Consider the following 21,838-nt stretch of genomic DNA (forward strand, 5'->3'; position numbering starts at 1 on the left):
GCTACTCGTCGGATTTTCGTTGCCAGCGGCGTCAAGGAACTGCAAATTCGCCCTCGTCATCCTTATGAGGCTCTCTTGATGAAGAAGTACTCCTCGATTCTGTTGTTGTCTTTCAGCTTGCTCAGCGGCGTTGCCATGGCCGGTGGCAATACCGAGGCCGGCATTGGCGGCGCATTGGGTGGGGTACTCGGCTCCGTAGTGGGCAACTCCATCGGTGGTAGCACTGGCGGCGCCATTGGTGCCGGCCTGGGCGGTGCGGCCGGCGGTGCCCTGGGTGCCGACAAGCGCCAGCGTGGTGAGGCCGCTATCGGCGGCGCACTGGGCGCTGCAGGCGGTAACGTGGTCGGTCGCTCGGTGGGCGGTACCACCGGCAGCTACATCGGTGCAGCCGCAGGCGGCGGCGCCGGTGGCGCGCTCGGTAACTACCTGGGCAACGAGGCCGATGATGACGACCGTCACGACGACCGCCGCTACCGTCGCGGCTACGACGACCGCCGTCATTACGACCGTGGCCGCCACTACGGCCACCGCAAGCACAAGCGCCACTGGCGCGACTGATACCTGAGACCATCCTCAGGCAGCAAAAGCCCCGCCCTCACCCGCGGGGCTTTTTCATGCCTGCGGACCGAGCTGCAGGCCCGACAAAATGACTTGCAGCGCCTCCGGCAGCGGTACCGGCCGGCCGCTGGCGCGCTCGATGAACACCTGCACCACGGTCCCTGCCGCACAAGCATCGGCCTCTCCCGGGCGATACAGCGCCAGCCGGTACTCCACCGTGCTGCCTGCAAGGCGAGTGACGCCCAAACCCACCTCTAGCACGTCCGGAAAGCCCGGCAGCGCGAAAAAATCTGCCGCCGAACTGACCACGAACGCCGCCAGCTCACCTTCACGCAGGTCGAATTCAGCTTGCTCGACCAGAAAGGCCTGGATGGCGGTTTCGAAGAAACCATGCACCGTGGCACCGGCAATGTGGCCGTTATGGTCGTTGTCCTGGGGGCGGGTGAGGATGGGGTGGAAGTGGGAGAACGCGCTGCGCTGAGGGGATTCGGTCATGAGATATCCACAATTGGTTACACCGTGAGGAAGCTTCCCACACCAAGACAGGAAGGACTATAGTCGCAATCAACTATAGATTGCATACCATGGTGTATCTGATGAAACTGAGAAAGACACCGATGCCAACTCATCAATTAGATCATGCCAACTTGAGCCGACTGGTGGAATCAGGCCGAATCAACGCTACGCACATCGTCGGCCAGCCAGGTGGCTGGGCCATCCAGGTCGATATCAATCAGCAAGAGCACCTGCTGATTGCCCAACGTAGCGGCAATGTAAGGCTTTTCAAAAAGTTTGAAACCTTGGTCATCTACCTGCGTGAGATGGGCATCGACCATTTCGAGGTGGACACCTCAGCCTTTGACCCTGGCCTGATGAGCACTTACCAACGTCCTGATCGCGCTCAAGCGTTGAAGCGGGCTCATGAAGCAGCCGCTTACGAGGCGTGGTTCGCAGAACAAGTCGAAGCAAGCCTGAACGATTCGTCGCCCGCGATGGAGGATGAAGAAGCAGAGCTGCTGTTCGCGGCTCGCCGCAGCGAACTCAAAGCCAGAGTCCGCTGATGCGCCTGGCTTGGCGTGAGATGGCCCGCAATGATCGCTTTCGCATTATGGACCATATAGCCCAGGACAATCCCGCTGCCGCCATTTCACTAGACGAAAAATTTGCCGAAAAAGCCAGGCTCGCTGCGCAGACTCCTTCCATGTACAAACCCGGGCGCTATCCGGGGACCCGGGAAATCATCATCCACCCCAACTACGTGATGGTCTATCGGATTACAAGGGAAGCCGTGGAAATCATCCGCATCCTGCATGCAAGGCAGCAATGGCCCTGAAACACAAAAGCCGCCCCTTGGGGGCGGCTTTCTCGTTGCAACCGGCGACAGCTTACAGCTGTGGGCCAGCAGCCTTGATTGCGTCGGACACTTCGAACTTCTTGAAGTTTTCAGTGAACAGCTTGGCCAGGCCTTTTGCAGCTTCGTCGTAGGCAGCTTTGTCAGCCCAGGTGTTGCGCGGGTTGAGCAGCTCGGTCTCGACGCCCGGAACGGCCTTCGGCACGTCCAGGTTGATGATATCCAGGTGCTCGGTCTCGGTACCGACCAGAGCGCCGCTCTGGATGGCAGCAATCACGCCACGGGTGGTGGGGATGCTGAAGCGCTTGCCGACGCCATAGCCACCACCGGTCCAGCCAGTGTTGACCAGGTAGACCTTGGAGCCGAAGGCGTTGATACGCTTGATCAGCAGCTCGGCGTATTCGCCAGCCGGGCGCGGGAAGAACGGTGCGCCGAAGCAGGTGGAGAAGGTCGACTTGATGCCGCCGCCCGAACCCATTTCGGTGGAACCGACCAGCGCGGTGTAGCCGGACAGGAAGTGGTAGGCCGCCTGCTCGTTGTTCAGGATCGAAACCGGAGGCAGAACACCGGTCAGGTCGCAGGTCAGGAAGATGACTGCGTTAGGCTCGCCACCCAGGTTGGCTTCGGCGCGCTTGGCGACGTGCTCCAGCGGGTAGGCGGCGCGGCTGTTCTGGGTCAGGCTGACATCGGCATAGTCGGCGTGCTTGTTGCCGTCCAGGACGACGTTTTCCAGCACGGCGCCATGCTTGATGGCTTTCCAGATGACCGGCTCGTTCTTCTCGGACAGGTCGATGCACTTGGCGTAGCAGCCGCCTTCCATGTTGAAGACAACGCCTTCGCCCCAACCGTGCTCGTCGTCACCGATCAGGTAACGGCTTTCGTCAGCCGACAGGGTGGTCTTGCCGGTGCCGGACAGGCCGAAGAACAGGGTTACGTCGCCTTCTTCACCGATGTTGGCAGCACAGTGCATTGGCAGCACGTCGGCAGCCGGCAGTAGGAAGTTCTGCACCGAGAACATGGCTTTCTTCATTTCGCCGGCATAACGCATGCCCGCGATCAGCACTTTCTTGGCGGCGAAGTTGATGATGACGCAACCGTCGGAGTTGGTGCCGTCACGCTCAGGCACGCACTCGAAGTTGGCAACGTTGAGGACCTGCCACTGGTCGCGGCCAGCCGGGTTGAACTGCTCAGGGTTGATGAACAGGCAACGGCCGAACAGGTTCTGCCAGGCGGTCTGGGTGGTCATCTTCACCGGCAGGTAGTGCTCGGCGGCAGCCCCTACGTGAACGTAGGAAACGAAGTGATCCTGGGCGTTGTTGAACGCCTCGACGCGGTCCCACAGGGCATCGAACTTGTCGGCCGGGAACTTGCGATTGATCGGGCCCCAGGCGATAGCGTCCTGGGTGGAAGGTTCTTCGACGATGAAACGGTCAGCCGGCGAACGGCCAGTACGGTGCCCGGTCTCGACGACCAATGCGCCGGTATCGGCTAGCACGCCTTCACCGCGTTGCAGCGCTTCTTTTACCAGCTCATCGACGCTCAGGTCGGTGTACACGGTGTTGTTGGCTTGCGTCATGAGATACCCCATCCGGCCCGAGGCCGAGTGCTCCAAACGTTTTGTAGTTGTCTGTAAAAAACTACTACAGCGAAAAAAGTGGCCGGATTATGCCAGAAACGCCCAAAAAAAGTAGGCCCCTCCTGTCGTAACTGCCCTTTTGCGCAATTCGACAGGAGATTTCCCTGAAATTAAACGTTTCAGTGGCGAGTTTCTGACGCCGTGTCAGTGCCACCACCGGCAAACAGTTGTGCCACATCGCTGGCATCGAAGAAATAACGCTCGTTGCAGAACTGGCAATCGATCTCGACCTTGCCCCCGCACTCCTCGACCAGCTGCTTGGCATCCTGCTCGCCAAGACTGACCAGCGCATTGCCGGAACGTTCGCGCGAGCAGCTGCATTTGAAGCGCAGCGGCTGGATATCGAACAGGCGTACCGCGTCTTCATGATAGAGGCGGTGCAGCAAGGTTTCGTTGGCCTCGGCCCACTCCTGCGGCTTGAGGGTGTTGGCCAGGGCAATCACATGCTGCCAGCTGTCCTCGCGCTCTTCTTCGTCACGCTGGCGATCCACCGGCAACTGCTGCAGCAACAGGCCGCGAGCCTTGCCGCCTTCGGCGTTGAGCCAGAAGCGCGTGTTGAGCTGCTGAGACTGCACGAAGTAATTGGTGAAGCACTCGGACAGGTTTTTGCCGTCGAGCTCGACAGTACCCTGGTAGCGCTGGCCTTTGACCGGGTCGATGGTCAGGGTCAGATGGCCGTCGGGCATCAGCTGAGCCAGGGTCGCGTCGGCTGCTATCTGGTCCGCTTCGTAACGCGCCATGCCGCGGATGTCGCGCTCGCCCGAGCACTCCACCATCAGCAGGGGGATGGGGCCAGCAGAACGCGCCTGCAGGATCAGCAGGCCGTCGAACTTCAGCGCGCCCACCAACAGCGAGGTAGCGGCCATCAGCTCACCGAGCAATGTGGCAACGGGCTGTGGGTATGCATGACGAGCCAACACCGCGGCGTAGCTGTCATCGAGTGCCACCCACTCGCCGCGAATATCGCGGTCGTCGAAGATGAAACGTTGGGTGAAATCGGTATCCGGCAAATCGCTCATAGGTTTTGGCTATCTAGAAATGATGACAAAATGGTTACACGGGATGTCGAACACTCGCGAGTTCCCGTGACAGAGCGCTCACAAGGCGCTCCGATTCCTGATTGCAATAGAGGTATTTTATGGACAATCGACCACTGTTAAAAGCAAGGTGGTCTTGGGGCCCCTTGGCAGCCTGCACTTTGCTGCCCATCGCTCTACTGTGTTTCTGGTTATGGCCCTTTGGCCAGATCCTGTGCCTGACTTTCGACGAATGGCTGTTCCACAGCCTCAATGCACCGCTGGCCGACAACACCACCTGGCGCTATATCTGGACCGTCGGCAGCCTGCGCCCCTTCGACATCGTCGTTGGCCTGGTCCTTCTGGCCGTGCTGATTCGGGGCGACTGGGTGTTCAAGGCCAGCCAGGTGCGTGAAGCCTTCTTCGGCTTTTTGGTTACGCTGATCCTCTTAGTGGTGATTCGCGCGCTGTTTTCCAAGTGGGTAGATGCAATGGGCTGGCAGCATGACAGCCCATCAATGGTATTCACCAACGTTGTGCACCTGAGCGACTACTACCCGAACCTTGAGAAGGCATGGGAGCTGAAAGACCGTTCCAGCAACAGTTTCCCGGGCGACCACGCCTCGGTATTGCTGATCTGGGCCTTGTTCATGAGCCTGTTCAGCCGGCGCCTGGTCCAGCACCTCGTGATCTGGGGCCTGGCGTTGCTGTTCATGCTGCCGCGCCTGGTCGCAGGCGCGCACTGGGGGCAGGATGACTACATCGGTGGCTTGCTGATGGCAGTCCTAGCGTTGGGCTGGAGCTGCCATACGCCGCTGGCGGCCAAAGGTAGCGCATTGCTGGTGCGGTGGACGGCGCCTTTGTTCGCCCTCGCCGCCAGGCTACCGTTGGTCGGGCGCCTGGCGGTGGTCCGCTAGACGGCTGGGGCTGCTGCCCAGCCCATTCAATCAAAATTGCCGTGCAGTTGGTGAATCTGCCGCCGCTGCTTCTTGTTCGGCCGGCCGTCGGTGGTCACGCCCATGGCCCCGGCCTTGCGCAGCTCGGCTGCCTGCTCGCGGCGGCGCACACTCTCCTCGGTTTCTGCATACAGGGCCTGCGCTTCAGGCGCGCCCCGGCGTACCACCGACAGCGCCTTGACCACCACGGTACGCTCGTCGAAACCGGTACGCAGCACGAACTCGTCACCCACTCGCGGCTCCTTGCCGGGCTTGCAGCGCTCGCCCCGGCAATGCACCTTGCCACTTTCGATGGCGGCCTTGGCCAGCGCCCGGGTCTTGTAGAACCGCGCCGCCCACAACCATTTGTCCAGGCGTACCTTGTCGTCTTCTTCCGCTTTGTGTGCCATCCCGTTGCCTCGAATTCTGTCTTTCATCGAACTGTACTACCGTAACTGACGGATGCAAAAAGTCCCCGCCGTGCTTACAGTTCACCACCTCATTCGCAGGGTGTGCTTCGTGAAGACATTTGACCATCTGACTGTAATCGGCCTGCGCGAGTGGGTCGCCTTGCCCGACCTCGGTGTGGCGGGCCTGCGCGCCAAGATCGATACCGGTGCCAGCACCTCCAGCCTGCATGCCACCGAGGTGGAGCCCTTCGAGCGCGACGGCCAGCCATGGGTGCGCTTTACGGCCCACCTGGGTTCGATCGTGCAATTGCGCCACCGCCGCTGCGAAGCCCCGCTGGTCACCATGAAGACCATCAAGAGCTCCAACGGCCATGCCCAGACCCGTTACGTGATCCGCACCTCGTTGGCGTTGGGCGATGGCGTCTGGGAAGTAGAGTTCACCCTGGCCTGCCGCAAGAACATGCGCTACCGCCTGCTGCTCGGCTCCAAGGCACTCATTCACGGCCAGTTGGTGGTCAACCCCGGGCTCAAGTACGTGCAAGACAAACCGGCCTACCCGGCCACCCTATCTCCTGTCACAGGTGCTGCATGAAGATCGCTGTGCTGTCGCGCAATCCGCGTCTGTATTCCACCCGCCGGCTGGTCGAAGCCGGCACTCAGCGTGGCCACGAAATGGTGGTGATCGATACCCTGCGGGCCTACATGAACATCGCCAGCCACAAGCCGCAGATCCATTACCGCGGCAAGCCGCTGGAGGGTTTCGATGCAGTGATCCCGCGCATCGGCGCGTCAGTGACGTTCTACGGCTGCGCGGTGCTGCGCCAGTTCGAGATGATGGGCGTTTACCCGCTCAACGAGTCGGTGGCCATCGCCCGCTCGCGTGACAAGCTGCGTTCGTTGCAGTTGTTGTCCCGGCGCGGCATCGGCCTGCCCATTACCGGGTTCGCCCACTCGCCGGACGACATCCCCGACCTGATCCAGATGGTCAATGGCGCCCCGCTGGTCATCAAGGTGCTGGAAGGCACGCAAGGGATCGGCGTGGTGTTGTGCGAGACAACCCAAGCGGCCGAGTCGGTGATCGAAGCGTTCATGGGCCTGAAACAGAACATCATGGTTCAGGAATACATCAAGGAGGCCGGCGGTGCCGATATCCGCTGCTTCGTGGTGGGCGACAAGGTGATTGCTTCGATGAAGCGCCAGGCCAAGCCAGGCGAGTTTCGCTCCAACCTGCATCGCGGCGGTGTGGCCAGCCTGATCAAGATCACGCCTGAAGAGCGGATAACCGCCATTCGTGCGGCCAAGGTGATGGGCCTGAGCGTGGCAGGGGTGGATATTCTGCGCTCCAACCACGGGCCGCTGGTGATGGAGGTGAACTCCTCACCGGGCCTGGAAGGTATCGAGGTGACAACCGGCAAGAACGTGGCCGGGATGATCATCGAGCATCTGGAGAAAAATGGCGGGCCGAATCAGACCCGGACCAAGGGCAAAGGCTGAGGTTTTGGGGCTGCCGTGCAGCCCCATCGCCGGCAAGCCGGCTCCCACTGCTCTGCGGCTCAGTGATGTACCTGTGGGAGCCGGCTTGCCGGCGATAGGGCCATCACTGACAGCGAAGGCTCAAACCGCGTTACGCGGTAGCAAAAGCCCCAACGGCAACCTTACCCGCGCCTCGATCCCGCCCCCAGAACGGTTGCGCAACTCGACATTACCGCCATGCTGGGCGGCGATCCGCTTGACGATCGCCAGCCCCAACCCGGTGCCCTTGCCACCCCGCGCACGGTCCCCACGAATGAACGGGTTAAAGATGGTTTCCAGCTCCGACTCATCGATCCCTGCCCCCCGGTCCAGCACGCTCAGCACCACATAAGGCGCGCTCTCGTCGCCCGACACATAGGCGGCCACCTCGACCCCCTTGCCCGCGTGATGCAGCGCATTACCGATCAGGTTGCCCAGCATGCGCTTGAGGGAAACCCTGCGCAGCGGGAATGGCGGAATAGGCTCCAGGCACAAGCGCACACGCTCTTGCGGCTGGTTGTAGGGCGCCACCACTTCGCGCACCAGGTCGGCCAGGTCGACCTCCTCCAGCGGCTCGTCGCGGCCATCGCGAATGAAGGCCAGGAACTGGTCAAGAATCGCGTCCATGTCCTCGATGTCGCGGACCATGTCGTCGCTCAGTTCGTTGTCGCTGTTCAGCAAGGACAGCGACAGACGCAGGCGCGTCAGTGGCGTGCGCAAATCGTGGGACACACCCGCCAGCATCAGCTCGCGCTCACGCCCGGCCTGCTCGACATCCTCGGCCATCTGGTTGAACGCGCGATACACCTCGGTCATTTCGCTCGGCGTATCACTGATCGGCAGACGTACACTGCGGCCCTGGCCCAACTGACGGGCAGCGAACACCAGGCGCTTGAGCGGCTGGTTGAGCTGGCGCACGAAGATCCACGCCGAAGCGGTGGACAGCAGGCCGATGGCCAGGAACCAGCCAAGTACGTTCCAGATCTTCTGGCCACGCAACGGGTGCGGATAAAGCGGCACTTTCAGCCAGCCCGGGCCGAGGCTTGGCGCGTTGACCCACAACGCAGGCGGTGCGTGGATGCGCAAGCGCACTTCGGTGTCTTCGCCCAGCTCGGCCTGCATCTGCCGTTGATAGATTTCGCTGTAGGGCCAGTGCTGCTCGCCCTCCGGCACGCCGGAGCCGGTCACCCGGATCAGGCCTGCGGCTTCGGCAATCTTGTCGCGGTTTTCTTCATCGGCCGCCCAATAGGCGCGCAGCGTCAGCGCCACACCATGGCTGTACTGCCGATCGACCAGCACATCCTCGTTCATCAGCAGGTAGACCAGGGTCAGCGCCTTGGAGAACAGGACAACGATCAGCACCAGCCACAGGGTGCGGGCGAAGAAGCTTTGCGGGAACCAGACCGGAGTTTTCATCGAAGGCCAGGCTTCATTTGCCAGCGTTTCCGTCCGGTACGAAGACGTAACCTACGCCCCACACAGTCTGGATATACCGCGGTTTGGAAGGGTCCGGTTCGATCATGCGGCGCAGGCGCGAAATCTGTACGTCGATAGAGCGCTCCAGGGCATCCCACTCACGGCCACGGGCCAGGTTCATCAGCTTGTCGCGGGTCAACGGCTCACGGGCGTGCATGACCAGGGCCTTGAGCACGGCGAATTCACCGGTGGTGAGCATGTGCACTTCTTCGCCACGCTTGAGTTCACGGGTGGCCAGCGACAGCTCGTAATCGCCGAAAGTGACCGACTCGTCCTCGCTGCCCGGGGCGCCCGGTACCGTCGGTGCCTGACGGCGCAGCACGGCCTTGACCCGCGCCATCAGCTCGTCCGGGTTGAACGGCTTGCCCAGGTAATCGTCAGCACCCAGCTCAAGCCCCTTGATGCGGCTGAGTTCGTCACCCTTGGCGGTGAGCATGATGATCGGGATCTGGTTGTTCGACTGGCGCAGGCGCTTGCACGCAGACAAGCCATCTTCGCCCGGCAGCATCAGGTCGAGCACCACCAGGTTGAATACCTCGCGCTGCAGCAGGCGGTCCATCTGTTCGGTGTTGGGCACCGCGCGGGCACGGTAGCCCTTGCTGGTGAAGAAACGTTCCAGCAGGCTGCTGAGCCCCGGATCGTCGTCGACGATGAGAATCTTGTCACCTTCAGCGTTGTTTGCGGTGCCGGTCATGAATAACTCCTCTGAGATCGCCGCGCATTATGGCGTAGCCATTGCCACGCGTGCCGTGAGCATTGTTAGCAGATTTTTCCCCCGGCGCCACTTCCCGGCCTCCGCAACTGGCCTGGCGCCATCACCGCAAGCCGTCTGCGATGGGTATAATGCGCGGCTTTCTCCAGTGCCGCCGGGCGGAACAAGCGCCTCGCAGCCCCCGTATTCACAATTGTCAGGTGGTTTACATGGACAGCATCAACAGCCGTATCGCCGAGGAACTGGGCGTACGCCCTCAGCAGGTCGAGGCGGCCGTGGGCCTGTTGGACGAAGGCTCTACCGTGCCCTTCATCGCCCGTTACCGCAAGGAAGTGACCGGTAGCCTGGACGACACCCAGTTGCGCCACCTGGAAGAGCGCCTGCGCTACCTGCGCGAGCTGGACGAGCGCCGTGCGAGCATCCTGTCCAGCATCGAGGAACAGGGCAAGCTGACCCCTGAGCTGGCCCGCGAGATCAAGCTGGCCGACACCAAGACCCGCCTCGAAGACCTTTACCTGCCGTACAAGCAAAAGCGCCGCACCAAGGGCCAGATCGCCCTGGAAGCCGGCCTGGGCGAGCTGGCCGACGGCCTGTTCAACGACCCGCAACTGGCGCCGGAAAGCGAAGCCGCGCGCTTCGTCGATGCCGACAAAGGTGTCGCCGACGTCAAGGCCGCCCTCGAGGGCGCCAAGTACATCCTCATGGAGCGTTTCGCCGAAGACGCTGCCCTGCTCGACAAGCTGCGCAACTTCCTCAAGCAGGAAGCGGTGCTCAGCGCCCGCGTGGTGGCTGGCAAGGAAGAGGAAGGCGCCAAGTTCCGCGATTATTTCGCCCATGACGAACTGCTGCGCACTTGCCCGTCGCACCGCGCACTGGCCATTTTCCGCGGCCGCAACGAAGGTGTGCTGAGCGCGTCGCTGAAGGTTGGCGAAGAGCTGCCGGGCACCCTGCACCCGTGCGAAATGATGATCGGCAGCCACTTCGGCGTGGAAAACCGCAACCGCCCGGCTGACAAGTGGCTGGGCGAGGTGGTGCGCTGGACCTGGAAGGTCAAGCTGTACACCCACCTGGAAACCGACCTGTTCGGTGAGTTGCGCGATAACGCCGAAAGCGAGGCGATCAACGTCTTCGCCCACAACCTGCACGACCTGCTGCTGGCCGCCCCGGCCGGCCCGCGCGCGACCCTGGGCTTCGACCCGGGCCTGCGTACCGGCTGCAAGGTCGCGGTGGTCGATGCCACCGGCAAGCTGCTGGACACCGCCACGGTCTACCCGCACGCACCGCGCAACGACTGGGACCGCACGATCTCGGTACTGGCCGCACTGTGCGCCAAACACTCGGTGGAGCTGATCGCCATTGGCAACGGCACCGCCAGCCGCGAGAGCGACAAGCTGATCGCCGAGCTGGTTAAAAAATACCCGGCGCTGAAGATCACCAAGATCATGGTCTCCGAAGCCGGTGCGTCGGTGTACTCGGCGTCGGAGCTGGCTGCCCGTGAATTCCCTGACCTGGACGTGTCGATCCGTGGCGCCGTGTCGATTGCCCGCCGCCTGCAGGACCCGCTGGCCGAACTGGTGAAGATCGACCCCAAATCCATCGGTGTCGGCCAGTACCAGCACGATGTGTCCCAGGTGAAGCTGGCCCGCGGCCTGGACGCTGTGGTCGAGGACTGTGTGAACGCCGTGGGCGTGGACGTCAACACCGCTTCGGTCGCGCTGCTGACCCGCATCTCCGGCCTCAACGCCACCCTGGCGCAGAACATCGTCGCGCACCGCGACGCCAATGGCCCGTTCGCCACCCGTGCCGCACTCAAGAAGGTCAGCCGTCTGGGTGAGAAAACCTTCGAACAGGCCGCAGGCTTCCTGCGCGTAATGAACGGCGACAACCCGCTGGATGCCTCCGCCGTGCACCCCGAGGCCTACCCGCTGGTGAAACGCATCGCCGCCGACACCGGCCGTGACATCCGCTCGCTCATCGGCGACAGCGGCTTCCTCAAGCGCCTGGACCCCAAGCAGTTCACCGACGAAACCTTCGGCCTGCCCACCGTCACCGACATCCTCCAGGAACTGGACAAGCCCGGCCGTGACCCGCGCCCCGAGTTCAAGACCGCCACCTTCCAGGACGGCGTCGAAGACCTCAAGGACCTGGAGCCCGGCATGATTCTCGAAGGCGTGGTCACCAACGTCACCAACTTCGGCGCGTTCGTCGACATCGGCGTGCACCAGGACGGCCTGGTACACATCTCGGCGCTGTCCGAGAAGTTCGTCAAGGACCCGCGCGAAGCGGTCAAGGCCGGCGACGTGGTCAAGGTCAAGGTCATGGAAGTGGACATCCCGCGCAAGCGTGTCGGCCTGTCCATGCGCATGAGCGATACCCCGGGCGAAAAAGTCGAAGGCAACCGTGGTGGCAACCGTGGCAATGGCGGCAACCGCCCGCAGCAGGCACCACGCCAGCGCGAAACCGCTAGCGCCGCGCCGGCGAACAACGCCATGGCTGCGCTCTTTGCCAACGCCAAGCAGTTGAAAAAGAAGTGATGGAGATCCCCAAAGAGCTCGTTGAAAGCGCCTACAGCCAGCTACTGGGCTGCCGCCTGCAACGCCTGGACACGGGCGTTGCAGAGGTGGCACTGGCGCTTGAACCGCACCTGCGCAACCGCGGCCAGAAGCTGCACGGCGGGGCCATCTTCAGCCTGGTGGACATCGCCATGGGCCTGGCCTGCTCGGCCAGCCATGGTTTCGACCAGCAGAGCGTGACCATCGAATGCAAGATCAACTACATGCGTGCGGTCGGTGACGGCGAGGTCCTGTGCACGGCGCGGGTGCTGCACGCCGGGCGCCGTACCCTGGTGGTCGACGCCGACGTAGTCCAAGGCGACAAACTGGTCGCCAAAGCGCAGGGAACCTTCGCGGTTCTCTAGCTCACCAAACGGTATCTGCGGTATTTTGCGGCAGTGCGCTGGCACTGCCGTAACCGCGTAAACCAGGCGACAACGCCAGTTCCTTTCCTCCTACCCTTGTAGACCGTCAACTCTACCCCCATATTGGGGCGACTGATGCGTGAAGGAAACCATCTTGAGCGACCTCCTCAACCGCCGCCTGAGCCTGCTCGGCGCCAATCTCCCCCTGCTCAAGCAGTGCCTGCACGGTATTGAGCGCGAATGCCTGCGCGTCACCGACGAAGGTCGCCTGGCTCAGACCCCGCATCCGGAAAACCTGGGTTCGGCGCTGACCAACGAGCAGATCACCACCGATTATTCCGAGTCGCTGCTGGAGTTCATCACCCCGGCCCTGCCCGACCCGGCCCAAGTGCTGGAAAGCCTCGAGCAAACTCACCGCTTCGTCTACAGCAAGCTTGGCGACGAATTGCTGTGGAGCCCGTCGATGCCGTGCACGCTGCCGGCCGAGGAGGACATCCCGATCGCCGAGTACGGGACCTCGAACATCGGCAAGCTCAAGCACGTCTACCGCAAGGGCCTGGCCCTGCGCTACGGCCGCACCATGCAGTGCATCGCCGGCATCCACTACAACTTCTCGTTGCCTGAAGCGCTGTGGCCGCTGCTGCGCGCCGCCGAGGGCAACGACCAGAGCGACCGCGACTACCAGTCGGCGGCGTACATTGCGCTGATCCGCAATTTCCGCCGTTACAGCTGGCTGCTGATGTACCTGTTCGGTGCCTCGCCAGCCCTGGACAAAGGCTTCCTGCGTGGCCGCCCGCACCAGCTCGAAGAGCTGGACGCCGAAACCCTGTACCTGCCCTACGCTACCAGCTTGCGCATGAGCGACCTGGGCTATCAGAGCAATGCTCAGGCCGGCCTCACCCCCTGCTACAACAATCTGGCCAGCTATACCGACAGCCTGCGCAAGGCGGTGGGCACGCCCTACCCGCCCTATGTGGAAATCGGTACGCATGTGGACGGCGAATGGGTGCAGTTGAACACCAACATCCTGCAGATCGAGAACGAGTACTACTCGAACATCCGCCCCAAGCGTGTCACCTACACCGGCGAGCGGCCGATCCAGGCCCTGACCTCACGCGGCGTGCAGTACGTCGAGGTGCGCTGCCTGGACATCAACCCGTTCCTGCCGGTAGGCATCGACCTGACCGAGGCGCGCTTCCTGGATGCGTTTCTGTTGTTCTGTGCCCTGGAAGACAGCCCGCTGCTGGACAATGGCGAATGCGGCCAATGCACCGACAACTTCCTGAGTGTGGTCAAGGAAGGCCGTCGCCCAGGCCTTGAGCTGCGCCGCGACGGCCAACCGATCGAGCTGAAAGCCTGGGCCAGCGACTTGCTTGGGCGCATCGGCCAACTGGCTGAGCTGCTCGATCACGCTCAAGGCGGCGACGAACATGCCAAAGCCCTGGCCGCACAGCAGGCCAAAGTCGACGACGCTTCGCTGACGCCATCGGCCCAGGTGCTCGCGCGCATGAGCGAGCATGAGGAAAGCTTCATCCAGTTCTCGCTGCGCCAGAGCCGCCTGCACGCGCAAACGTTCCGTGAGCAACCGCTGCCCACAGAGCGCCAGCAAGCCTACGAGACCCTCGCCCGCAATTCGCTGGCCGAGCAGTCACGCCTCGAGCAGCAGGAAGTCGGCGACTTCGACCAGTTCGTCGGCGCCTACCAGGCCAGCATCCTGGCGATCAGCAACTGATGACCCGCAGCACCACCCCGCGCAAGCCGCGCGCCAGCAGCCAGGCCAGGATCGAGGCGATCCTGGCGGCGGCGCGCGAGCTGTTGGCCGAGCAAGGGGTGGCAGCATTGTCGATCTACAGCGTGGCCGAACGGGCGCAGATTCCACCCTCGTCGGTGTATCACTTCTTTGCCAGCGTGCCGGCACTGCTCGAAGCGCTGACGGCCGATGTGCACCGGGCTTTTCGCGAGGCGTTGAGCGCACCGATAGACAGCAGTGCGCTCGGCACCTGGCATGAGCTTTCACGGTTGATCGAACAGCGCATGCTCGACATCTACAACGAGGATGCTGCAGCGCGTCAGTTGATCCTGGCCCAGCATGGCCTGAGCGAAGTGGTGCAGGCGGACCGGCAGCACGACATGGAGCTGGGTGAGTTGATGCACAAGCTGTTCGACCAGCATTTCCGGTTGCCGGTAATGCCTGCGGACGTGGATGTGTTTGCACTGGCCATGGAGTTGAGCGACCGGGTGTATGCGCGCTCGGTACAGTTGCACGAGGCGATCACCCCGCGCATGGCCGAGGAAGGCAAGCGGGTGTTCGAGGCGTACCTGGGCTTGTACCTGCCGCCGTTTCTTACTAAACGCTGATCTTGCTGGGGCCGCCCTGCGGCCCTTTCGCGACACAAGGCCGCTCCTACAGGAAATCGCGTTCCCCTGTAGGAGCGGCCTTGTGTCGCGAAAGGGCTGCAAAGCAGCCCCAAATGCCCACATCACAGCTTGGCGATGGACACTTCAGTCGATTTCACAAAAGCGATCACTTCACTGCCCACCTGCAGTTCCAGCTCCTTCACAGAGCGGGTGGTGATCACCGAGGTGACGATGCCGGAGGCGGTCTGCACATCGATTTCCGACAATACCGGGCCTTCGAGGATTTCTTTCACGGTGCCTTTGAACTGGTTGCGGACGTTGATGGCTTTGATAGTCATGATGTGCTTCCTTCTCTATGGCTTCAGTCTGGTAAGTGAGTCATTCAGTGCGCCCAACGCAGTTGCGTGGGCAAAGGGGCTACAGGGTCCGGCTCGGGCGCAGTGCCCGGGGCCGACAGAACACGGTTGAGCACTTCGCTTTCCAGCGCGGCCAGACGGTGCGAACCACGCACCCTTGGCCGAGCCAGATCGACGTTGAGGTCCAGGCCGACTGCGCCGTCCTCGATAAGGATCACCCGGTCGGCCACGGCAACGGCTTCGTTGACGTCATGGGTGACCAGCAGCACGGTGAAGCCGTGCTGACGCCACAGGCGTTCGATCAGTTGCTGCATCTCGATACGGGTCAGGGCATCCAGCGCACCCAGCGGCTCGTCCAGCAGCAGCAGGCGTGGCTGATGAATCAGCGCCCGGGCCAACGCCACGCGCTGCTTCTGGCCACCCGAGAGCGCTGCCGGCCATTCATTGGCGCGGTCAGCCAGGCCAACCGCCTCCAGTGCTTCCAGCGCACGGGGGCGCCAGTGGCCGGACAGGCCTAGGCAGACGTTGTCGATCACCTTTTTCCAAGGCAGCAGGCGAGCGTCCTGGAACATCAGGCGGGTTTCTTCGCGGGCCTCGGCCAGCGGTGCGGCACCAGCCAGAAGCTCACCGGCGCCGGGCTGGTCGAGCCCGGCCAGCAGGCGCAGCAAGGTGCTCTTGCCACAGCCGCTGCGCCCAACGATGGCAACGAACTGGCCGGCCGGAATGTGCAGGTCGATACCGCGCAGCACTTCACGTTGGCCAAAGGTCTTGCGCAAGCTATTGGCGGCCAGCGGGATACCCCGCAACAAGCGCGGCGGTTGTTCCTTGAGAATGGTCATGCGCCCTCCTTCCTGGCGACTTGGTAGGCCGGGTGCCAGCGCAACCAGACACGTTCCAGGCCGCGGGCGGCGAGGTCGGCGAGCTTGCCGAGCACGGCATACAGGACGATGGCCAGGACCACCACGTCGGTCTGCAGGAATTCACGGGCATTCATTGCCAGGTAACCGATACCGGCGTTGGCCGAAATGGTTTCGGCAACGATAAGGGTCAGCCACATGAAGCCCAGGGCAAAGCGCACACCGACCAGGATCGAGGGCAACGCGCCCGGCAGGATCACCTGGCGGAACAGGCCGAAGCCGGACAGGCCATAGCTGCGGGCCATTTCCACCAGCGCCGGGTCGACGTTGCGGATACCGTGGTAGGTGTTCAGGTAGATCGGGAACAGCGTGCCCAGCGCGACCAGGAAGATCTTTGCCGACTCGTCGATACCGAACCACAGGATCACCAGCGGGATCAGCGCCAGATGCGGCACGTTGCGGATCATCTGCACCGAGCTGTCGAGCAGGCGTTCGCCCCAGTTCGACAGACCGGTGATGAAGCCCAGCACCAGCCCAATGCTGCCACCGATCACAAAGCCCAGGCCGGCACGCCAGCCGCTGATGGCCAGGTGGGTCCAGATTTCACCGCTGCGTACCAGCGCGACACCGGCGCTGACTACGGCGCTGGGTGCAGGCAGGATGCGCGTCGACAACCAGCCAGCACTGACCGCCAGCTGCCAGACAGCCAACAGCAGTACCGGCAGCGCCCACGGCGCCAGGCGCTGGGTCAGGGTGGAGGACGTTGCACGACTCATGGCTGCGCCCTCAGCTCTGCGACACGGACTTGGGCAGGATGTCGTTGGCCACCATCTCGCCGAACGGGCTCACGTAGCCACCGGTCTGCGGTTGCTCCGGGCGCTGCACGTCCAGGTGCGGGAACAGCAGCTCGGCAACGCGGTAGGACTCTTCCAGGTGTGGATAACCTGAGAAGATGAAGGTATCTATCCCCAGGTCTGCGTACTCCTTGACCCGTGCCGCGACAGTCGGGCCATCACCGACCAACGCGGTACCGGCGCCACCGCGTACCAGGCCGACACCGGCCCACAGGTTGGGGCTGACTTCGAGGTTGTCACGGTTGCCGCCATGCAATGCGGCCATGCGCTGCTGACCCACCGAGTCGAAGCGCGCCAGCGAATCCTGGGCACGGGCGATGGTGTCGTCGTCCAGGTGCGAAATCAGGCGGTCTGCCGCGGCCCAGGCTTCGTCGTTGGTTTCCCGCACGATCACATGCAGACGGATACCAAAGCGTACTTCGCGACCTTGCGCGGCAGCCTTCTCCCGCACCTGAGCGATTTTCTCGGCAACAGCGGCTGGTGGCTCGCCCCAGGTCAGGTACAGCTCGACCTGCTCGGCAGCAAGATCCTGGGCGGCTTCGGACGAGCCACCGAAATACAGAGGCGGGCGTGGTTGCTGAATGGGCGGATAGAGCAGCTTGGCGCCCTTCACCTGGATGTGCTTGCCTTGGTAGTCGACGTTCTCGCCCTCCAGCACCTTGCGCCAGATACGCGTGAACTCGACCGAGGCTTCGTAGCGCTCCTGGTGGTTCAGGTGCAGGCCATCACCGGCCAGCTCGTCGGGGTCGCCACCGGTGACCAGGTTGAACAGCGCCCGGCCGTTGGACAGGCGGTCCAGGGTTGCCGCCTGGCGCGCCGCGACCGTCGGCGAAATGATGCCTGGACGCAGGGCAACCAGGAATTTCAGATGTTGGGTCACCGGGATCAGCGATGCTGCCACCAACCAGGAATCCTCGCAGGAACGCCCGGTAGGGATCAGCACACCACCAAAGCCGAGACGGTCGGCGGCCTGGGCAATCTGTTGCAGGTAACCGTGATCGACCGCACGGGCACCCTCGGATGTGCCCAGGTACTTGCCGTCACCGTGGGTGGGGAGGAACCAGAAAATGTTAAGGCTCATTGGAGTTGTCTCCTCAAAGGTGGCGAGGGCCACAGCGGCGCCCCGGCACAGGCGAATCAATCAAGGCGCGCTGGCGACCTTGGCCGGGGGTGTCCAGATCACGTCCTTGATGCTCAGCGGCTTGGGAATCAGCTTCAGCGCCTGGAAGGTGTCGGCGATTTTCTGTTGTGCGGCCACCACCTCGGGGGTCAGCGGCGCGGCACCGTAGCCTTGGCGCTTGACCGAAGTCAGGGTGATGTCGGCGGGCAGCCCGAGCAGCGCAGCGACCTGGTCGGTCACCTCCTGCGGGTTGGCCTGTGACCATTTGCCCACGGCGCGTACTTCTTCGATGAGGGCGTTGATCACAGCCGGATGCTGGGTCGCGTAGTTGCGGGTGGCCAGGTAGAACTGGTGGTTGTCGACCAGGTCTTTGCCGTCACGCAGGGTGCGTGCCTGCAGCTGCTGTTCGGCGGCGGCCTGGTACGGGTCCCAGATCACCCAGGCATCGACGCTGCCACGCTCGAACGCGGCGCGGGCATCGGCCGGCGGCAGGTAGACGGGCTGTATGTCGCTGTACTTGAGGCCGGCCTCTTCCAGGGCGCGGACCAGCAGGTAGTGAACGTTCGAACCTTTGTTGAGCGCAACTTTCTTGCCTTTGAGTTCCTTCACCGACTGGATCGGCGAGCCCTTCGGTACAAGGATCGCTTCACTGTGCGGCGCAGGCGGTTCGTAGGCCACATAGAGCAGATCGGCACCCGCGGCCTGAGCGAATACCGGCGGCGTTTCACCAGTTACGCCAAAGTCGATGGAGCCGACATTCAAGCCTTCGAGCAGCTGCGGGCCCCCGGGGAATTCGGTCCATTGCACCTGGATGCCCTGATCGGCCAGGCGCTTTTCCAGCGTGCCCTTGGCTTTGAGCAGCACCAGGGTGCCGTATTTCTGATAGCCGATACGCAGGCTTTCAGCCTGGGCTTGGGTAATGACGCCGAAGGACACAGCCGCCGCAAACAGGGCGACCAGACCACGACGCAAGAAGACTGTGCGCATGGCGCTCTCCTGTGCGAGTAGGTTCGGGTTGCACCTGCTTGCCTCGTTGACGGGCGAGTAAGGTGGATGACGCGATAAAGCCGTTGTGCCGGTTCAGATGCTCCAGCGCTGGAAGTGTTGCACCTGAGGGCTGACATTAGCAGCCTTGGTATATTCCTAGAAATCATATTTTTTCATTTGTTTATTCCATAAAGTACTTTGGTGATTCTTTGATATTGGGGCCGCTTTGCGGCCCTTTCGCGACACAAGGCCGCTCCTACGAGGAACCGCGCCTTGTGTCGCGATGGGCTGCGCAGCAGCCCCACGCCTGAAGCGGTTTGTGCAGGCATAAAAAAGGGCCGTCGAAACGGCCCGAATATCCCTGCTATGGCTAAGAGCAATGCAACGAGAATGCTTCAGCGATTGGGTTGCGGGGTCAGCCGCAGGTAGGGTTTTACAGCGCGGTAGCCTTTCGGGAAGCGCTGCTTGATCTCGTCCTCATCCTTCAGCGAAGGCACGATCACCACTTCGTCGCCATCCTGCCAGTTACCTGGCGTGGCCACCTTGTGGTTGTCGGTGAGCTGCAGCGAGTCGATCACCCGCAGTATTTCGTTGAAGTTGCGCCCGGTACTGGCTGGATAGGTAATGGTCAGGCGCACCTTCTTGTTCGGGTCGATGACGAACAGCGAGCGCACGGTCAGGGTGTCGCTGGCGTTCGGGTGGATCAGGTCGTACAGGTCGGAAACCTTGCGGTCGGCGTCGGCGATGATCGGGAAGTTGACCACGGTGTTCTGGGTCTCGTTGATGTCCTCGATCCACTTGTGGTGCGAGTCGACCGGGTCTACGGACAGGGCGATGGCCTTGACCCCACGTTTGGCGAAGTCGTCCTTGAGTTTGGCGGTCAGGCCCAGCTCGGTGGTGCACACCGGGGTGAAGTCGGCCGGGTGAGAGAACAGCACACCCCAGCTGTTACCGAGCCACTCGTGGAAGCGGATCGTACCTTCGCTGGAATCTTGTTCGAAGTCGGGGGCGATGTCGCCGAGTTTGAGGCTCATGTGGTGCGGCTCCTTGGCTATGGGCTGGCCTTGTGAGGTTCAATGTGCCTGCATCCGCAGAAAGATAAAAGGAATAAATAATTCTCTATTTATAACTTAATAGAATTTACAAATGCGCGCACAAAAAAGCCTCGCACTAGGCGAGGCTCTTTTTTCCAACTACGTCTTACATGAAGTTGTAAGTGTAGTTGACGATGAAGCGGGTCTGATCCTGATCGTTCGCAGAGCCCGAACCGGTGCCGCGATAGACGCCTTGGCGCAGGCTGAAGCCCAGACCTTTAAGCGTGCCTTCCTGCAGGACGTAGTCGACGCGCGCATCACGTTCCCACTCGCTGAAGGTGCCGTTGCCATTGGTGCTACGGCCATCTTCACCACGCAGATAGGAAACAGATGCTTTCAGGCCAGGCACGCCCAGGCGAGCAAAGTCATACGAGTACTGACCGAAGGTGGTGTTCTCACCGGCCTTGGCGAACTGGTTGATCATGCTGTCGGTGAACAGGTAGAAGCTGGAACCGCCAGCGCCTTCATCGACCAGGCTGCCTTGGTTCAGCCAGACGAAGCCACCATCATCGCTGACCTGCTGATGACCCAACATCAGAGCGTGGCCGCCCAAGGTGTAGGTGAACATGGCGGACCAAGTCTTGTTGTCCACTTCGCCTGGGTTTTTGGCGTAGCCGTTATTGTTTTTGAACTCGTAACCGGCCTCACCATTACGGCCGTCCTTGCTGCTATCGAAGTAGCGCAGGTCGGTTTTGAACGACTGGTCGTCAGCAATCTTGAAGACGTGAGTGGCACCCAGGAAGTGCTGTTTGTAGAAGTCTTCCAGATTCGAGTAGTAGTACTGCAAGGTCAGGTCGGGAGTGAGCTTGTAATCCAGACCAGCGTAGCGGAACTTGTTGCTCTCCTGAGTAGCACCCTGTACCGAAAGACCGGTACGGTTGCTCGACGCACGACCCATGGCGTGGGTCAGCTGACCGGCGTTGATGGTCAGATTGTCGATTTCCTTCGACTGGATGGTGCCACCCTCGAAGGTTTGTGGCAGCAGACGGCCATCGTTGGAAACGAGAATTGGCAGGTTTGGTGCTAGGGCGCTACCAAAGTGAGCTTCGGTCTTGGAGAAGCGAGCTTTGGCATTAGCGCCGAAACGGGCCCATTGGGCTGCGGAGCCTTTGCCGTCATCCGGGAAGAAACCGCTCTTGTGATAACCCTCACCACCGTCCAGGTGGATGCCCCACAGCGCCTGAGCGTCAACGCCGAAGCCGACGGTGCCTTCAGTGAAGCCGGAGATGTAATCAAGCTTGAAACCTTGGCCCGATTCACGCTGATCTGGACGCTCGAAGTTCGTGGAGCGGCTTGCGTGCGCTTCACGGTTATCGCCATTGAAATACATGGTGCGCGAGCTCAAAGACAATTTGCTGTCTTCAACGAAACCGGCAGCGCCTGCTTGTTGGGCGAGAACCCCCAGTGCCACGGCCAGAGCCAGGCTGGACTTGTACATGTTTTGCTCCTCTACGTTCTAATTTTTGTGTATCTCTGGCGGCGGGATCTGATGCCCTGCTCACCGTGGACTGGCGATTTAGTCCCAAAGAGTGACCAGCAAGTCAATCGTTACTGAACATTTCACGACTTTGGTCTAAGACGCCACCTGCGCTACAGGATAATGACAATCCTATAAATCCAAAATGACCGTTTTATGAATTTGTAAGATTTTTAAGGCATATGGTTGAAACCTTTACTGCCAAAAGCTGT

The 21,838-nt window shown here is 61.9% G+C and carries 23 protein-coding genes; 10 read left to right on the forward strand and 13 right to left on the reverse strand.

Going from position 1 to position 21,838, the window contains the following annotated elements; genetic code table 11:
• Positions 1-78 precede the first annotated feature (78 nt).
• Positions 79-558, forward strand: coding sequence for a glycine zipper domain-containing protein (locus ACMGF5_RS07635; protein WP_115273122.1), 480 nt, complete (start codon positions 79-81; stop codon positions 556-558).
• 54 nt (positions 559-612) lie between these two features.
• Here the strand turns inward: ACMGF5_RS07635 and ACMGF5_RS07640 are convergent, their stop codons facing one another.
• Positions 613-1,053 (reverse strand): acyl-CoA thioesterase, encoded by a 441-nt coding sequence (locus ACMGF5_RS07640; RefSeq protein ID WP_012316713.1) that lies wholly within the window; start codon positions 1,051-1,053, stop codon positions 613-615.
• A 101-nt stretch (positions 1,054-1,154) separates the two neighbouring features.
• Between ACMGF5_RS07640 and ACMGF5_RS07645 the strand changes: the two genes are divergently transcribed.
• A complete protein-coding gene (locus tag ACMGF5_RS07645; RefSeq protein WP_223255173.1) occupies positions 1,155-1,619 on the forward strand; it encodes a hypothetical protein in 465 nt (154 codons plus the stop codon).
• On the forward strand, positions 1,619-1,891 hold the full coding sequence (locus ACMGF5_RS07650; protein WP_012316715.1) for a type II toxin-antitoxin system mRNA interferase toxin, RelE/StbE family: 273 nt from the start codon (positions 1,619-1,621) through the stop codon (positions 1,889-1,891). Before ACMGF5_RS07645 ends, ACMGF5_RS07650 begins: the two co-directional genes overlap by 1 nt.
• A 52-nt stretch (positions 1,892-1,943) precedes the next feature.
• Here the strand turns inward: ACMGF5_RS07650 and ACMGF5_RS07655 are convergent, their stop codons facing one another.
• Together ACMGF5_RS07655 and hslO are read right to left on the reverse strand one after the other, a co-directional pair.
• On the reverse strand, positions 1,944-3,485 hold the full coding sequence (locus ACMGF5_RS07655; protein ID WP_012316716.1) for a phosphoenolpyruvate carboxykinase: 1,542 nt from the start codon (positions 3,483-3,485) through the stop codon (positions 1,944-1,946).
• 179 nt (positions 3,486-3,664) lie between these two features.
• Positions 3,665-4,564: an Hsp33 family molecular chaperone HslO gene (gene hslO, locus ACMGF5_RS07660; protein WP_012316717.1), complete on the reverse strand. Its 900-nt coding sequence runs from the start codon at positions 4,562-4,564 to the stop codon at positions 3,665-3,667.
• Between the two features lie 119 nt (positions 4,565-4,683).
• On the opposite strand from hslO, the gene ACMGF5_RS07665 reads away from it, so the two are divergent.
• Complete coding sequence (locus ACMGF5_RS07665; protein ID WP_414157695.1) at positions 4,684-5,478, forward strand: phosphatase PAP2 family protein; 795 nt, start codon at positions 4,684-4,686, stop codon at positions 5,476-5,478.
• A gap of 26 nt (positions 5,479-5,504) precedes the next feature.
• On the opposite strand, the gene ACMGF5_RS07670 is transcribed toward ACMGF5_RS07665, so the two are convergent.
• Entirely contained in the window at positions 5,505-5,906 is a 402-nt protein-coding gene (locus tag ACMGF5_RS07670) for an RNA-binding S4 domain-containing protein (protein WP_012316719.1), read from the reverse strand.
• Between the two features lie 109 nt (positions 5,907-6,015).
• On the opposite strand from ACMGF5_RS07670, the gene ACMGF5_RS07675 reads away from it, so the two are divergent.
• Complete coding sequence (locus tag ACMGF5_RS07675) at positions 6,016-6,498, forward strand: ATP-dependent zinc protease (RefSeq protein WP_039603122.1); 483 nt, start codon at positions 6,016-6,018, stop codon at positions 6,496-6,498.
• Entirely contained in the window at positions 6,495-7,400 is a 906-nt protein-coding gene (rimK, locus tag ACMGF5_RS07680) for a 30S ribosomal protein S6--L-glutamate ligase (RefSeq protein WP_012316721.1), read from the forward strand. The genes ACMGF5_RS07675 and rimK overlap by 4 nt, the downstream gene beginning before the upstream one ends.
• Positions 7,401-7,520: 120 nt before the next feature.
• Here the strand turns inward: rimK and ACMGF5_RS07685 are convergent, their stop codons facing one another.
• Positions 7,521-8,834 (reverse strand): ATP-binding protein, encoded by a 1,314-nt coding sequence (locus ACMGF5_RS07685; RefSeq protein WP_046788225.1) that lies wholly within the window; start codon positions 8,832-8,834, stop codon positions 7,521-7,523.
• Positions 8,835-8,847: 13 nt separating this feature from the next.
• Positions 8,848-9,588 (reverse strand): two-component system response regulator OmpR, encoded by a 741-nt coding sequence (ompR, locus tag ACMGF5_RS07690; protein WP_046788224.1) that lies wholly within the window; start codon positions 9,586-9,588, stop codon positions 8,848-8,850.
• A 227-nt stretch (positions 9,589-9,815) separates the two neighbouring features.
• Between ompR and ACMGF5_RS07695 the strand changes: the two genes are divergently transcribed.
• The 4 genes from ACMGF5_RS07695 (at position 9,816) to ACMGF5_RS07710 (ending at position 14,881) form a co-directional block, all read left to right on the forward strand.
• Positions 9,816-12,140, forward strand: coding sequence for a Tex family protein (locus ACMGF5_RS07695; protein WP_119687938.1), 2,325 nt, complete (start codon positions 9,816-9,818; stop codon positions 12,138-12,140).
• Complete coding sequence (locus tag ACMGF5_RS07700) at positions 12,140-12,523, forward strand: PaaI family thioesterase (RefSeq protein WP_012316725.1); 384 nt, start codon at positions 12,140-12,142, stop codon at positions 12,521-12,523. The genes ACMGF5_RS07695 and ACMGF5_RS07700 overlap by 1 nt, the downstream gene beginning before the upstream one ends.
• 154 nt (positions 12,524-12,677) lie before the next feature.
• Positions 12,678-14,255: a glutamate--cysteine ligase gene (gene gshA, locus ACMGF5_RS07705; RefSeq protein ID WP_174141979.1), complete on the forward strand. Its 1,578-nt coding sequence runs from the start codon at positions 12,678-12,680 to the stop codon at positions 14,253-14,255.
• Positions 14,255-14,881 (forward strand): TetR/AcrR family transcriptional regulator, encoded by a 627-nt coding sequence (locus tag ACMGF5_RS07710; protein ID WP_161871806.1) that lies wholly within the window; start codon positions 14,255-14,257, stop codon positions 14,879-14,881. The genes gshA and ACMGF5_RS07710 overlap by 1 nt, the downstream gene beginning before the upstream one ends.
• Positions 14,882-15,003: 122 nt before the next feature.
• Here the strand turns inward: ACMGF5_RS07710 and ACMGF5_RS07715 are convergent, their stop codons facing one another.
• From ACMGF5_RS07715 to ACMGF5_RS07745, 7 genes are all read right to left on the reverse strand, one after another.
• Positions 15,004-15,219 carry a TOBE domain-containing protein gene (locus ACMGF5_RS07715; protein ID WP_008095172.1) on the reverse strand — a complete coding sequence of 72 codons (216 nt, stop codon included), beginning with the start codon at positions 15,217-15,219 and terminating at the stop codon, positions 15,004-15,006.
• A 44-nt stretch (positions 15,220-15,263) separates the two neighbouring features.
• Positions 15,264-16,076 (reverse strand): aliphatic sulfonates ABC transporter ATP-binding protein, encoded by an 813-nt coding sequence (ssuB, locus tag ACMGF5_RS07720; protein ID WP_414157696.1) that lies wholly within the window; start codon positions 16,074-16,076, stop codon positions 15,264-15,266.
• Positions 16,073-16,870, reverse strand: a complete 798-nt coding sequence (gene ssuC / locus ACMGF5_RS07725; RefSeq protein WP_196997181.1) for an aliphatic sulfonate ABC transporter permease SsuC — start codon at positions 16,868-16,870, stop codon at positions 16,073-16,075. The genes ssuB and ssuC overlap by 4 nt, the downstream gene beginning before the upstream one ends.
• A 10-nt stretch (positions 16,871-16,880) precedes the next feature.
• Positions 16,881-18,029: an FMNH2-dependent alkanesulfonate monooxygenase gene (gene ssuD / locus ACMGF5_RS07730; protein WP_414157697.1), complete on the reverse strand. Its 1,149-nt coding sequence runs from the start codon at positions 18,027-18,029 to the stop codon at positions 16,881-16,883.
• Between the two features lie 60 nt (positions 18,030-18,089).
• Positions 18,090-19,055, reverse strand: coding sequence for a sulfonate ABC transporter substrate-binding protein (locus ACMGF5_RS07735; protein WP_251962613.1), 966 nt, complete (start codon positions 19,053-19,055; stop codon positions 18,090-18,092).
• Between the two features lie 395 nt (positions 19,056-19,450).
• A complete protein-coding gene (locus ACMGF5_RS07740) occupies positions 19,451-20,089 on the reverse strand; it encodes a peroxiredoxin (RefSeq protein WP_012316733.1) in 639 nt (212 codons plus the stop codon).
• Between the two features lie 166 nt (positions 20,090-20,255).
• Entirely contained in the window at positions 20,256-21,587 is a 1,332-nt protein-coding gene (locus ACMGF5_RS07745; protein ID WP_119687944.1) for an OprD family porin, read from the reverse strand.
• Between the last annotated feature and the right edge of the window lie 251 nt (positions 21,588-21,838).

The sequence above is a fragment of the Pseudomonas sp. BNK-15 genome, assembly GCF_047456105.1.
Lineage (GTDB): Bacteria > Pseudomonadota > Gammaproteobacteria > Pseudomonadales > Pseudomonadaceae > Aquipseudomonas > Aquipseudomonas putida_E.